Annotated in this window: 9 protein-coding genes; 7 read left to right on the top strand and 2 right to left on the bottom strand. The window is 66.0% G+C overall.

Annotated elements, in window-relative coordinates:
• Nucleotides 1-57 precede the first annotated feature (57 nt).
• From ACQ4W7_RS10830 to ACQ4W7_RS10820, 3 genes are all read left to right on the top strand, one after another.
• Nucleotides 58-1,650 (top strand): acyl-CoA ligase (AMP-forming), exosortase A system-associated, encoded by a 1,593-nt coding sequence (locus ACQ4W7_RS10830; protein ID WP_436530365.1) that lies wholly within the window; start codon nucleotides 58-60, stop codon nucleotides 1,648-1,650.
• Nucleotides 1,651-1,772: 122 nt separating this feature from the next.
• Nucleotides 1,773-2,951, top strand: a complete 1,179-nt coding sequence (locus ACQ4W7_RS10825; RefSeq protein WP_436530650.1) for a pyridoxal-dependent decarboxylase, exosortase A system-associated — start codon at nucleotides 1,773-1,775, stop codon at nucleotides 2,949-2,951.
• A complete protein-coding gene (locus tag ACQ4W7_RS10820) occupies nucleotides 2,948-4,894 on the top strand; it encodes an asparagine synthetase B family protein (protein WP_436530363.1) in 1,947 nt (648 codons plus the stop codon). Before ACQ4W7_RS10825 ends, ACQ4W7_RS10820 begins: the two co-directional genes overlap by 4 nt.
• Here the strand turns inward: ACQ4W7_RS10820 and ACQ4W7_RS10815 are convergent.
• Complete coding sequence (locus tag ACQ4W7_RS10815) at nucleotides 4,803-5,738, bottom strand: polysaccharide deacetylase family protein (protein ID WP_436530361.1); 936 nt, start codon at nucleotides 5,736-5,738, stop codon at nucleotides 4,803-4,805. The genes ACQ4W7_RS10820 and ACQ4W7_RS10815 overlap by 92 nt on opposite strands.
• Nucleotides 5,735-7,033 (bottom strand): putative O-glycosylation ligase, exosortase A system-associated, encoded by a 1,299-nt coding sequence (locus ACQ4W7_RS10810; RefSeq protein ID WP_436530359.1) that lies wholly within the window; start codon nucleotides 7,031-7,033, stop codon nucleotides 5,735-5,737. The genes ACQ4W7_RS10815 and ACQ4W7_RS10810 overlap by 4 nt, the downstream gene beginning before the upstream one ends.
• A gap of 152 nt (nucleotides 7,034-7,185) precedes the next feature.
• Here ACQ4W7_RS10810 and ACQ4W7_RS10805 point away from each other — a divergent pair, with 152 nt between their 5' ends.
• The 4 genes from ACQ4W7_RS10805 to ACQ4W7_RS10790 are packed head-to-tail and all read left to right on the top strand — an operon-like array spanning nucleotide 7,186 to nucleotide 13,403.
• Nucleotides 7,186-9,270, top strand: coding sequence for a glycosyltransferase (locus tag ACQ4W7_RS10805; protein WP_436530357.1), 2,085 nt, complete (start codon nucleotides 7,186-7,188; stop codon nucleotides 9,268-9,270).
• Between the two features lie 15 nt (nucleotides 9,271-9,285).
• On the top strand, nucleotides 9,286-10,764 hold the full coding sequence (locus tag ACQ4W7_RS10800) for a lipopolysaccharide biosynthesis protein (RefSeq protein WP_426071015.1): 1,479 nt from the start codon (nucleotides 9,286-9,288) through the stop codon (nucleotides 10,762-10,764).
• Between the two features lie 34 nt (nucleotides 10,765-10,798).
• The gene (locus tag ACQ4W7_RS10795; protein ID WP_426071016.1) at nucleotides 10,799-11,872 is read left to right on the top strand and encodes a glycosyltransferase family 4 protein; all 1,074 of its coding nucleotides are present in this window, start codon (nucleotides 10,799-10,801) and stop codon (nucleotides 11,870-11,872) included.
• Nucleotides 11,862-13,403 (top strand): MBOAT family O-acyltransferase, encoded by a 1,542-nt coding sequence (locus ACQ4W7_RS10790; protein WP_436530354.1) that lies wholly within the window; start codon nucleotides 11,862-11,864, stop codon nucleotides 13,401-13,403. The genes ACQ4W7_RS10795 and ACQ4W7_RS10790 overlap by 11 nt, the downstream gene beginning before the upstream one ends.

Below are 13,403 nucleotides of genomic sequence, written 5' to 3'. Positions count from 1 at the left end.
GTTTGTCTGAATCATTAGGGGAATACATGGCAATCATGGCAACCCGGGGACGAAACGATGGCGACATTGATACACGAGCTGATATTCGATACGGCGCAACGTGCGCCGCACGCGCCGGCGCTGTCGTGGCAGGGCGAGGAACTCGCCTATGCCGCGCTGGCGCAGTCCGTGCGCGAGGCGGCCAGCACCTTGCTGACCCTGGGCTTGCAGCGTGGCGCGCGCGTGGCCGTGTACCTGGAAAAACGCCCGGAAAATGTCAGCGCCATGTTTGGCGCGGTGGCGGCCGGCGGCGTGTTCGTGCCCGTCAATCCGCTGCTCAAGCCGGACCAGGTGGCTTACATCCTGGCTGATTGCAACGTGGCCATCCTCGTCACCTCGCGCGAACGCCTGGCGCAGCTGGGCCCTGCGCTGGCCGCCTGCCCGGACTTGCAGACGGTGCTGCTGACGGGTGAAGCGTCGTCGCAAACCAGCCTGGGCAAGGTGCAGCTGCTGCCGTGGAGTGGCATACCCGCCGCGCCCGCGCCCCTGTGGCACGCGGTGATTGACACGGACATGGCTGCCATCTTGTATACCTCGGGCAGCACGGGGCGGCCGAAAGGCGTGGTGTTGTCGCATCGGAACATGCTGGCCGGTGCGCTCAGCGTGTCGTCCTACCTGCGCAACACGCCGCAAGACCGGATTTTGTGTGTGTTGCCGCTCAGTTTTGATTACGGCCTGAGCCAGCTGACGACGGCGTTTGCCAGCGGCGCCTGCGCCGTGCTGATGAATTATCTGCTGCTGCGCGACATTGTCGAGCTCGTGGAGCAGGAAGCCATCACGGGCCTGGCCGCCGTGCCGCCCCTGTGGGTGCAGCTGTCGCAGCTGAGCTGGCCCTTGTCCACGCCTCTGCGCTACATCACCAATTCGGGCGGCGTGATGCAGCGCAGTACGCTCGACCGGCTGCGCCAGTCGCTGCCGCGCACGCAGGTCTACCTGATGTATGGCTTGACGGAAGCGTTCCGCTCCACCTACCTGGCGCCGGAACAGCTGGAGCGGCGCCCCGATTCCATCGGGCAAGCGATCCCCAACGCGGAAGTGCTGGTGCTGCGCCCGGACGGCAGCGTGTGCGACGCTGACGAGCCGGGCGAGCTTGTGCATCGTGGCGCGCTGGTGGCGCTTGGCTACTGGAACGATGCGGCGCGCACGGCCGAGCGCTTCAAACCGCTGCCGCCGCAGGCGAGCGGCCTGGTGCTGCCGGAATTGGCCGTCTGGTCGGGCGACACCGTGCGCCGCGATACGGATGGCTATCTGTATTTCGTGGGCCGCAGCGACGACATGATCAAGACGTCCGGCTACCGGGTCAGCCCGGCCGAGATCGAGGAAGTCGTATATGCCAGCGGGCTGGTGGGCGAGGCGGCCGCGCTGGGCCTGCCCCATGCCGTGCTGGGCCAGGCGATCGCCTTGCTCGTCACCCCCGCGCCGGGCGTCGAAGTGGTGCGCGACAGCGTCCTGGCCGCCTGCCGCGCGCGCCTGCCCAGCTATATGGTGCCGCTGTGGGTGGAAATCCGCGACGGCGTGTTGCCGCGCAATCCGAATGGCAAGATCGACCGTCCATTGCTGGCCAGGGAACTGGCGCGCGCGTATGCGGTCCAATCAGGAGATGCGGCATGAACGGTCCCGGCATAAAAGACGCCCATTTGAATCGCCCGGATAGCCCCGATAGCCCCGATAGCCCCGATAGGCTTGAACTGCCGTCGCACGCGCCCCTGCGCCAGTTCGCCGTGGCTGGCGACATGCTGGAGATCGGCGGCATGCCCTTGCGCCGACTGGCCCAGCGCGTGGGCAGCACGCCGTTCTATGCGTATGAACGCGCGCACATCACGCGCCGCGTGGCCGAACTGCGCGCCGCCTTGCCCACCGGCGTGCTCGTGCATTACGCCATGAAGGCCAATCCCATGCCGGCCGTGGTGCAGTGGCTGGCCGGCCTGGTCGATGGGATCGACGTGGCGTCGGGCGGCGAACTGGCGACGGCGCTCGATACGCCCATGACGCCGTCGCGCATCAGTTTTGCGGGGCCAGGCAAGAGCGATGGCGACCTGGCGCGGGCCGTGGCAGCAGGCGTGCTGATCAACGTGGAATCTGGCGCCCAGCTGGAAAAGGCGGCGCTGGCCAGTGAACGGCTGGGTGTGGCGGCCAGAGTGGCCGTGCGCGTGAATCCCGATTTCGCCTTGCGCCGCACGGGCATGCGCATGGGCGGCGGCGCGCAGCCGTTTGGCGTCGATGCGGCCCTGGTGCCGGCGCTGCTGGGCCGCATCGGCCAGCTGGGGCTGGATTTCCACGGCTTTCACCTGTATGCCGGCTCGCAAAATCTGTCGGCGTCCGCCTTGGCCGAAGCGCAGGCCCTGAGCGTGCAACTGGCCCTGCAGCTGGCCGACAGCGCGCCGTCGCCCTTGCGCACCCTGAATATCGGCGGCGGCTTCGGCGTGCCGTATTTCCCCGGCGACCAAGCGCTCGACCTGGCGCCCGTGGCCGCAGGCTTGCAGCGGCAGCTCGACATCCTGGCCCAGGCGGCGCCCGGCGCCCGCCTGAACCTGGAACTGGGCCGCTACTTGGTGGCCGAGGCCGGTATTTATGTGTGCAAAGTGCTGGAACGCAAGGTGTCGCATGGGCAAGTCTTTCTTGTCACGGATGGCGGCTTGCACCATCATCTGGCGGCCTCCGGCAATTTTGGCCAGCTGATCCGCAAGAATTACCCGGTCGCCATCGGCAACCGCCTGCAGGGCGACGGGCGCGAGGTGGCGTCCGTCGTGGGGCCGCTGTGTACGCCGCTGGACTTGCTGGCCGACCAGATGGAGATGGCGCGCGCGGAAGAGGGCGACCTGGTGGTGGTGTTCCAGTCGGGCGCGTATGGCTTGACGGCCAGCCCGACGGCCTTTCTCGGCCATCCGCTGCCGGCCGAGGTGCTCGTATGAGCGGCCTGTGCGGTTGGCTGGCGGCGGCTTCCTGCCTTGCCGCGGAGAGCGGCACGGCAGCCGATGGCGCGGCGCGGGCCACCTTGGCGGCCATGGCTGCACCGCTGTCGCGTTTTGATGACGCACCCCTGGCCGTCAGCTTGAGCGACGTGGGCGGCATGGCCGTGGCAGCCATCGATGGCTGCCGCCATGTGCACCAGCAAGATGGCTTGCAAGTGGCGATCTGGGGCCGGCCCGTGCTCGACGGTTCGGCGGACGATGTGGCGAGCCGCCTCGCGTCCCTGTGGCTGAGCCGGGGCGTGGCTGCCTGCGCCTGCCTGTCCGGAGCATTTTCGCTGGCCATCCTCGACGCTTTTTCCGGCTCTGCCCTGCTGGCCGTGGATCGCGCCGGCATGCATCCGCTCAGCTATGCGAACAATGCGCAGGGCCTGTTTTTTGCCTCCTCGCACGACGCCTTGCTGGCCCATCCGTCCGTTCGGGGGGCACTCGATCCGCAAGCCCTGTATCACTACCTGTATTTCCACATGGTGCCCGGCCCGGCCACGGCTTACCTGGGCCAGCAGCGCTTGCTGCCTGGCGAATACCTGCATGTGCGCGGTGGCAAGCAATGCAAGGGCAGCTACTGGCAGCTGACCTTCCAGGAGCCCAGCGCGGCGCGCACGCGGGCCAGCTTTGCCAGCAACAAGCAGGAATTCCTGCGCCTGCTGCGCCTGGCCGTGGAAAGTAACCTGGGTGCGGATGGGGCCGATACGGGCGCGTTTCTCAGCGGTGGCACGGACAGTTCCACCCTGGCCGCCATCATGGGGCAAGTCACGGGCCGGCCCGCGCGCACGTATTCCATCGGTTTTGACTCTCCCGGCTATGACGAAATGGCGTATGCGCGCCTGGCTGCCAGCCACGCGGGCAGCATCCACCACGAGCGCTACGTGACACCCAGCGATGTGCTGGCCGCCATTCCCGCCATGGCGGCCATTTTCGACCAGCCTTTCGGCAATGCCTCGGCCATTCCCGCCTTTTACTGTGCGCAGATGGCGCGCGAGGATGGCGTGAGGCGTTTGCTGGGCGGCGACGGTGGCGACGAATTGTTTGGCGGCAATGAGCGCTATGCGCACCAAGCCTTGCTGTCGCAGTACGAGCGCTTGCCCGCCATGCTGCGCCAGGCCATCATCGAGCCGCTGCTCTTCCGCCAAAAAAGGGGCAAGCCGTGGCGGCTGGGCGACAAGGCGCGCCGCTACATCGAGCAAGCGAGCTTGCCGCTGCCGGCTAGACTCGACAGCTATAACCTGCTGCTGCGTCATGGCCATGGCACGGTGCTGGAAGCGGGCTTCATCGACACCATCGCCCCGGGCATGGCGCCCGGCTGCGTGAATGGCGCCTATTGGCAGCGGCAAGGCCAGGGTTTGAGCCAGATCAATGAACTGCTGGCGCTGGACATGCGTTTTACTTTGGCCGACAACGATCTGTTCAAGGTGCGCAAGGCCTGCGAGTTGGCGGGCGTGGAAGCGGCCTTTCCCTTCCTGCACGATGCGATGGTGGCGTTTGCCGCGCGCCTGGCGCCGCGGGACAAGCTCCATGGCAGGCAGTTGCGGCCCTTCTTCAAGCGGGCACTGGCGGAGATCTTGCCGCCGGCCATCGTGCGCAAGAAAAAGCACGGCTTCGGCTTGCCTTTCGGCCAGTGGCTGCACAGTCACGCACCGCTGCGCGAATTTGCCTTTGATAACCTGACGCAGCTGCGCGGGCGCGGCATCGTGCGGCCCGCCTTCATCGACGATCTGCAAGGACGCTTGCTGGCGGAACATCCGGCCTATCACGGCACCATGGTGTGGCTGCTGCTGATGCTGGAACAGTGGCTCAGCCAGCATCCGGGCGCGCTGGGTGCGCTTGCCGGCGGTTTTGCCGCAAGCGCCACAGAAATGCCAGGCGTCCTCGATCCCACGGCGTAAAGCGCGGTAGTTGCAGCAGGTCCAGCCCCGCGCCGGGGCGCGCCACGCCCCAGTCCGTGGCCACGGCCGCCTTGAAACCCAGGCAGTTGACCATTGCCACATGCGGCGCGCCATAATCGCGCCCGGCCTTGCCGTTCGGATACGCAAACAGGGAGACGGGCGTCTGGATCAAACTTTCCAGCTGGCGCTTGCCGTTGGCGATGTCCAGCCGCGCGGCGTGGTCCGGCAAGGTGGACAAAATCGGATGGCTGGCCGTGTGCGCGCCCAGGCCCATGCCGGCCGTATGCAACTGGCGCAGCTGCGCCGTACTCAGCATGGCGGCCTGGCCCGCCGTGGCGCCAGCCTGACGGCGGATCTGCATGGCCAGTTGCTGGCGCCGTGCGAACGGCAGGTATTTGAGCTGACCCAGCAAGGTGGCGATGGCGGCTTGCCGCTGTGCCAGGCTGGCGAGGGGCAGGCAGCCCAGGCCGTGTTCCTGCAAGTCGAGTACGGGACCGGACGCATGGCGCACGGCCTCGATCACCGTGTCATTCCACATCTGTCCGCCGTCCAGGTAGCCCGTGGCAATAAAAAACGTGGCGTGCAAGCCATGGCGCTGCAGCAGCGGCAGAGCCACTTGCGCATTGTCCGCATAGCCGTCGTCAAAGGTGATGCAGGCGGCGCGCGGCGGCAAGTTACCATCCTGCAGCCGCTGCACGGCCTCGCTCAGCGGCAGCGGCGTATAGAAACGTTTTAAAAGGCGTAGCTGGCGCTCGAACAGCCGGGCGTCCACTTCGCCGGGGAATAGGGGATCGGGTCGCGCCAGCACGCGGTGGTAAATCAAAATGGACAAAGTGGCAGTCATGGCTGCTCCGCGATGGCGGCCCGGGCCTTGGCTTGGCGGGCGCTGGCGTTGGGGGTGCGGGTGGGCGCTGGCTGCTCGACGATGATGCGCGTGGCGATCAGGGCGGCCATCAGGTAGTACGGCATGTCGAAATACAGCAGGCTGAGGAAGGCGCCGCCCACGGCAAAGCCGATCAGGCTGGCCTGGCTCATGGTGGCCAGGCCGTGCGCCCAGCGCAGTTCCGGCTTGCCCCGCGTGCGGCGGATGATGGCGGCGGCCGTGCGCCAGGTGGCGATACCCAGCGCCAGGTAAATCAACAAGCCGACAAAGCCGTGTTCGCCCAGCGCCTGGAAATAGATACTGTGCGCCGCGTGCACATCCATGGGGTTCGGCGCGTAGCGGGCGAAGATGCTGGCGTCGGACACATCGAAGCCGCCGCCAAGAAAGCGGTCGCGCGCCAGGTTCCAGGCCATGCGCCAGGCATTCAGGCGGCCCATGGCAGAGACATCATCCTGATACGTGTTGATGGTGTCCATGCGTTCGGCCCAACGCTCGGGCATGAAGGCCAGCAGCAGCGGCGCGACCGCACCGAGCAACGCGCCCAGCACCAGCTTGCGGTCGCTTTTCAGCCACATGAACAAGCCCATGGCGGCGATGGACAGCAGCCCGCCGCGCGAATACGAGCCCAGCGCCGCCAGCGCCGACAGCAGCATTGCCGCCGTCAGGCCATGGCGCAGCCAGCGTTTGTCCGTGCTTTGCTGCAGGTAATACATGAGGGGGATGGTGATGATCAGGGCCAGGGCCAGCGCATTGTTATCCCCAATAAACGTTTCTTCCGGCCCCCAGACCCGCTCGGTGCCGCCGCTGCGAATGGTGAAGATGCCGCCTTTCACGCCGTAAAAGCCGATCGAGCCTACCAGCACCCACACGAGGCGCACGATGTCGCGCCGCGTGCGTATCACCATCATGATCACAAAGCTCATCAGCATGATCTTCATGACCTTGTTCCATTGCACCCATGACGCTTCAGGTAGCAGGGCGAACGGCGCCGTGACATTCATCCACGCCACGAACAACAACAGCAGCACGCTGACGGGCGTGAGCGGCAGGTTTTTCGGTTCGCGCGTCGTCAAGAGGCTGAGCATGGTGGCGATGGCGATGATGAAGGCGAACGGCATATGGGTGGCAAAACCCCAGGCCTGCGTATGCGGGTTCATCACGCTGACCCAGACCCACATCAGGCCGCCGATGGCCGGCGCCTTGAGGATAAAAGGCAGGGAACCCAGGATGATGATGGTGATCACGATGTCGCGCATGAAGGGGAGGCTCCTGGTTTTGGCCCGGTTGGCATGGTATTGATGCCTGTCAACGGGCTGGCGGGCGGGCTTCAGTACACTGGATTAATACTGCTCAGCGTTGTTGAAACTGTGCATCAGTTTTGTCATGGTAAGACCAAGGAGGCATGTCTTTGTTGACCGTTCTCATGGCGACCTACAATGGCGCCGGCACCTTGCCCCAGGTATTGCGCGCCTACATGGCGCTGCGCCCGCCCGTGGGCGGCTGGCACCTGGTCATTGCCGACAATGGAAGCTCGGACGCCACGGCCCAGGTGATCGCCGCCTTTCGCGGTCGTCTGCCCTTGAGCTCGGTTTACGTGGCGCGGCGCGGCCGCAGTCCCGCCCTGAATGGCGCGCTCAAGCACGCCTTGCGCCAGGGCGGCGATGGCAGCGAGCTGTTCGTGTTTGGCGACGACGACGCCATACCCGCGCCCGACTGGCTGTGCCGCCTGCAGGACAGCGCGCGCAGCCACCCCGGCTACGCCCTGTTCGGCGGCGCCATCGTGCCCGCCTGGCGCGAACAACCGGCCCACTGGCTGCTGCGACTGACCCCCGTTGGCTTGACGTGGGGCATCACCAGCCCCGAATTGCGCGATGCGCCCATCTATCCGGGCTTAGTCTGGGGCGCCAACATGGCGATTCGCCGCCGCATCTTCGAGGCGGGCGCCCGCTATGACGAAAGCATCGGCCCGCAGGGAAGCAGCTACGCCATGGGCAGCGAAACCCGGCTCAACCTGGAGATGCATGCGGCCGGCAACCCTTCCTGGTTCTGTCCGAAAGCGAGGGTGGCGCATATCATCCGCCCACAGCAAGTGCAGCGCGCCTGGATACTGCACCGCGCCATGTTGTTTGGCCGGGGCCAATGCCGGCTGGCCACGCTCGCGCCCAGCGTGGAATGGCTGGGCGTGCCGCGCTGGATGCTGGGCAGGTACGTGCGCGATACGCTCGGCGCCGTGCGGGCCTGGCTGCGGCGCGACCACGCCGACCTGTTCCTGCGCCAGTGGGAACGGGCTTGGCTGCGCGGCTTTTTCCATGAAGCCTGGCGGGGACGGCGCAAACGCCTGCCGCGCATCGTCATCAGCAGTTATTCGGGCGAGCTGGGCGGTATGGAGCTGCGCATGGCGCAAGAGGCGAAAGTGCTGGGCGAGAGCGGCTATGACAGCGTGCTGGCGCTGCGGCGCTTTCCCGGTTTTACTGCCTGGGCGCAAGGCTTGCGTGCAAGGCAGATGCAAGTGCGTGTGTATGAACCGCCGCTATTTCTCGAACACTGGGCGTGGCGCCGCTGGAATCTGCTGCGCGCCAGGCTGACGGGCGCCTGGCGGCTGCGGCGGCTGCGGCCCGACCTGGTCCACGTGGCGTTTTGCTGGACCAGTTATGGCGCTTCCATCCTGTGGCTGGCGCGGCAGTGCCGCTTGCCGGCCGTGATCAGCGTGCACAATGCATTTCCGCTGGAAACCTTCAGCGCCTGGCAGCGGCCCCGCTTGCAAGAAGCGTTTCGCAGCGTCAAAGGCGTGTATGCCGTGTCGCCGTCTGCCATGCGGCATTTCCTCGACCTGTACCGCGACATGCTGCCGCCCGCCACGCGGCTGGCCGTGATCCCGAACGGCGTCGATACGGATACCTTCGTCGTCTCGCCCGAGCGGCGGGCGCTGGCGCGGCGGCAATTCGGGCTGCCGCCGGACGCGCTGGTGCTCGGTTGCGTGGCCAGATTGTCCGCGCAAAAGCGCCCGCAAGCGCTGCTGGCTCTGTTTGCCAGGCTGGCCGCGCAGTTTCCCCACCTATATTTAGTGCTGGTGGGCACGGGGCCGCTGGAAGCCATGCTGCGGCTGCAGGCGCAACAGACGGGCTTGCAGCATCGCGTGGTGTTTGCCGGCTTCCAGCAACGCATCGAGCTGTTGATGCCGGCCTTCGACCTGCATATGCTGCTGAGTAAAAACGAAGGCTTCGGCATCGCCACCATCGAAGCCATGGCCTGCGGCGTGCCGGCGCTGGGCACGGATGTGCCGGGCACGCACGATATCCTGCACGACAGCGGGGGCGGCTTGCTGCTGCCGCTCGACGACGAGCACGCTGCCTGCGCGGCCGTGGCAAAGCTGCTGGCGGACACGCCCCGGCGCGCGCGCATGGGACGGCTGGCGCGCGAAGAAACCGTGCAGCGCTATTCGATGCCGCGCCTGGAACGCCAGCTGCGCCAATTCTATGCGGGCCTGGTATAGGCGCGGGCGGCCCGCATGAGCGCCACCCGCCATTCGTTTTTCTTTTCCTTCGCCGAAAAATACACGGTGCTGCTGTTGGGCATCATCGCCACCATGGTGCTGTCGCGCCTGCTTACGCCGGCCGAGGTGGGGGTGTATTCGCTGGGCGCCGTGCTGGTGGCGCTGGCGCAAGTGGTGCGCGATTTTGGCGTGGGCCAATACCTAATCCAGGAAAAGCAGCTCGATGCCGTGAAACTGCGCGCCGCGCTGGCCACCAGCCTGCTCGTCGCCTGGCTGCTGGCGGGCCTGGTGTTGCTGGCCAGCGCGCCGCTGGCGCAGTTCTATGGCGAACCCCGGCTGACCCTCGTGCTGCGCCTGCTGGCGATCAATTTCCTGCTGATCCCGTTCAGTGCGCTAACGCTACCCATGCTGCGCCGCCAGTTGCGTTTTCGCGCCATCTACGCCATCAACGCGGCCAATAGCGTGATCAACCTGCTGGTGGCCGTACTGCTGGCGCTGCATGGTTACAGTTACATGAGCATGGTGTGGGCGGCGCTGGCCGGTTCCTGCGCTTCGCTGCTGGTGAGCCTGCTGGTGCGCCCTGGCGATCTGCCGTGGCTGCCGGGACGGCGCGGCATGGGCGCCATCGCCCGCTTTGGCGCGTATGCGACGGGCGGCGGCCTGGTCGACGAGGCGGGCGTGGCGGCGCCGGACCTCATCATCGGCAAGCTGATCGGCATTGAAAGCCTGGCCCTGTTCGGCAAGGCGCAAAGCGTGCTGAATATTTTCAACCAGGCCATCACCAGCGCCATCTCGCCCGTGGTGTTTCCCCTGTTCGCGGCGCGCGCGCGGGAAGGGGGGGGCCAGGGCGGGCAGGGCGGGGCGGAGCTCGTGTATCTGCGCACGATCAGCTACATGACGGCGCTGGCCTGGCCTTTCTTTCTCTTCCTCGCCTGCATGGCTTTGCCCTTGGTCAAGGTGCTATACGGCGCGCAATGGATCGGCTGTGTGCCCTTGATCCGCATCATGTGCCTGTCCTCTGCCGTGTATAGCATGTTCAGCATGGCCCGCTACCTGTTCGTGGCGACGGGCCAGCTGCATGCGCAGGTGCGGCTCGATGCCTGCGCTGGCGTAATGAAGGTGGCGCTGCTGCTGGCTGCGGCGCCGTTCGGTCTGGTGGCCATGGCCTGGGCCGTGGTGCTCAGCAACGTGCTGCGCAGCTGGCTGAACTACGGCTGCCTGCGGCGTTTGAGCGCACTGGACTGGCGCATCCTGGCGCGGGCCTTGCGCAAGAGTCTGCTGCTCTGCGGTATCAGCGCCGTGGCGCCCGTCGCTGCGCTGCTGTGGTTGGCGCCTGAGACACCGGCGCTGCTGGCGTTGATGGGCACGGCGCTGGCCACCTTGCTGAGCTGGCTGGCCGGTCTGTTCCTGTTGAAGCATGAGCTCGCTGGCGAATTCTTGTTGTTGCAACGCAAGCTGTCTGGCCGCTGGCTGGCAGTCAAATCACCGCATTGAGCCGCTAGCGGCGCGGGCGCACGAAAGGATGACCATGCGTGTCGGTATCTTGTCCTACCCGATGCTGTTCCAGCGCGACGGCGGCTTGCAGATCCAGGTACGCGAAACCATTGCCGCCCTGAACCGCTTGCCCCAGCAGGCGGCGCGCCCTTTGGAGGTGCAGCTGGTCGACGCCAACCACCAGCGGCTGGCCGATTTCGACGTGCTGCACGTGTTTTCGGCCAGTAATGGCACTTACCGCATCATGGAAATGGCCAGCGAGCAAGGCGTGCCCGTGGTGCTGTCGCCGCTGCTGTCGCCCGGCTGGGGGCGCGCCAGCGCCTGGCGCGCGCGGCTGGCCGACCGGCTGGCGGGACGCCTGACGGAATGGATGGTGCAAACCAGTTATGCGCAGACGCGGCGCGCCTTGCAGCTGGCCGACGTGGTGATCGCCTTGGGCGAGGCCGAGCGCGACGCCATCGTGCAAGGTTTCGGCATGCGGGCCGACGCCATCCGCGTCTTGCCCAACGGTATCAACCCGCATTTCTTCACGGCCAATGGCGATCTGTTCCTGCGCGAGACGGGCATCGCCGGACCGTTCGTGCTGATGACGGGCAGCATTTCAGCGTATAAAAATCAGCTGGGACTGGCGCAGGCGCTGGTGGGCGCCAGCTTGCCCCTGGTGCTGATCGGCGCCGCGCCGCGCGAACAGCAAACGTATCTGCAACAGTTGCTGGACTTGCCGCATGTCAGCTGGCTGGGCGCGCTAGACCATGCCGACCCGCTGCTGGCCAGCGCCTACCATGCGGCGGCCGTGGCGGCCTTGCCCAGCCAGGGCGAAGTGTTTCCCTTGAGCGTGCTCGAAGCGCTGGCGGCCGGCACGCCCGTCGTCATGACGGCGCAAAGCGCGCTGGACTTGCCCGACTCCGCGTTTGCGCTGCGCAAGGTGCGCTGGGACGATGGCCGCGCGCAACGCCAAGCCATCCTCGAACTGCTGGCGCTGCCGCCCGAGCGCTCCCGCGTGCAAGCCCTGGTGGAACGTTTTACCTGGGAACGGGTGGCCGCGCAGATTGCCGATTGTTACTGCCAGGCCCAGTCCTTGACGGCCAGGAGGCAGCATGCTGTTTAATTCCTTCGCCTTCCTGTTCGGCTACCTGCCCATCGTGCTGGCCGGCTATTTTCTGCTGGACCGCTGGGCGTCTTCCGCCAGTTGGCGCCTGGCGCCGGCCATGTGGCTGGCGCTCGCCTCGCTGTTCTTCTATGCCTGGTGGGATGTGCGTTACCTGCCGCTGCTGCTGGCCTCGATCTGCGTCAATTACGGTGCCGGGCGCCTGATCGGCGCCAGCGCGGGCGCAGCCCGCAAGCGCGTGCTGGTGGCGGCGCTGGCGCTGAACCTGAGTTTGCTCGCGTACTACAAATATGCGAATTTCTTCATCGACAGCGTGGATGCCGTCGCGGAGCTTGCCGGCGCTGCCAGCCTGCCGTGGCATGGCCTAGTCATCATCCTGCCGATCGGCATCTCGTTTTTTACCTTCACGCAGATCGCCTTCCTCGTCGATTGCTATCGGGGCGAGGTGCGCGAATACCGTTTCATCCATTACGTGCTGTTCGTCAGCTATTTCCCGCACCTGATCGCCGGCCCTGTGCTGCACCACCGCGACATGATGCCGCAGTTTGCCGACCCGGCCAACGCCCACCCGCGCGCCGCCAATTTCGCCATCGGCCTGTCGATTTTCACCATCGGCCTGGCAAAAAAGGTGCTGATCGCCGACAACCTGTCGCCGCTGGCCATGCCCGTCTTCGCGGCCGGGGTGACACCCACCCTGATCGAAGCGTGGATCGGCGTGCTGGCCTACACCTTCCAGTTGTATTTTGACTTTTCCGGCTATTCGGACATGGCCATCGGCCTGTCGCGCCTGTTCGGCGTGAAATTGCCGCTCAATTTCAACTCACCATACAAGGCCGCCAATATCGCCGACTTCTGGCGCCGCTGGCACATGACCTTGTCGCGTTTCTTGCGAGATTACTTATATATTCCCCTGGGCGGCAGCCGCCATGGTGTAGCCATGCGCTACCGCAACCTGATGCTGACCATGCTGCTGGGCGGCCTGTGGCATGGCGCCGGCTGGACCTTTGTCATCTGGGGCGGCTTGCACGGCCTCTACCTGGTGCTGCAGCAAGCGTGGCAGCGTGCATTCGGCGCGGCGCGGACACGCTGGTGGCCAAGCGTATTGACCTTTCTTGCCGTGATGCTGGCCTGGATCTTTTTCCGCGCGCCCGACGTGTCCACGGCCTGGGATATCGCGGGCGCGCTGGTGGGGGCGAACGGCGTGAGCTTGCCGCGCGGCTTGGCCAGCCATGCGACCAGCCTGGCGCAATGGGGTATGCATCCGGCCTTCGACGGCATCCGCTGGATCGAATTGGCGGGACCGGGCTTGCCCGTGCTGCTGGGCGCCATGCTGCTGGCCTTCAGGGCGCCGAACACGCAAGAAATTTTCTTTCTCTACGAGCCTGCCATTGAAAGAATATTTCAACCCGCAGGGCGCTGGTCCTTCATCTGGCGGCCCACGCGGCGCTGGAGCGTGGGTTTTGCCGTGCTGTTCGTCGCCTGCATCTTCGGCATGAACCGGGTCACCGAATTTCTCTACTTTCAATTCTGA

Source organism: Janthinobacterium algoris (assembly GCF_051380935.1).
Taxonomy (GTDB): Bacteria; Pseudomonadota; Gammaproteobacteria; order Burkholderiales; family Burkholderiaceae_D; genus Janthinobacterium.
Note: the sequence above shows the minus strand (reverse complement) of the source record. Positions and strands in the feature narration are given on the sequence as shown.

Bases quoted from the DNA above. Each gene is read 5' to 3' on its own strand.
- ACQ4W7_RS10830 (WP_436530365.1), top strand. From the start codon at position 58: ATGGCGACATTGATACACGAGCTGATATTCGATACGGCGCAACGTGCG.
- ACQ4W7_RS10825 (WP_436530650.1), top strand. From the start codon at position 1,773: ATGCTGGAGATCGGCGGCATGCCCTTGCGCCGACTGGCCCAGCGCGTG.
- ACQ4W7_RS10820 (WP_436530363.1), top strand. From the start codon at position 2,948: ATGAGCGGCCTGTGCGGTTGGCTGGCGGCGGCTTCCTGCCTTGCCGCG.
- ACQ4W7_RS10815 (WP_436530361.1), bottom strand. From the start codon at position 5,738: ATGACTGCCACTTTGTCCATTTTGATTTACCACCGCGTGCTGGCGCGA.
- ACQ4W7_RS10810 (WP_436530359.1), bottom strand. From the start codon at position 7,033: ATGCGCGACATCGTGATCACCATCATCATCCTGGGTTCCCTGCCTTTT.
- ACQ4W7_RS10800 (WP_426071015.1), top strand. From the start codon at position 9,286: ATGAGCGCCACCCGCCATTCGTTTTTCTTTTCCTTCGCCGAAAAATAC.
- ACQ4W7_RS10795 (WP_426071016.1), top strand. From the start codon at position 10,799: ATGCGTGTCGGTATCTTGTCCTACCCGATGCTGTTCCAGCGCGACGGC.
- ACQ4W7_RS10790 (WP_436530354.1), top strand. From the start codon at position 11,862: ATGCTGTTTAATTCCTTCGCCTTCCTGTTCGGCTACCTGCCCATCGTG.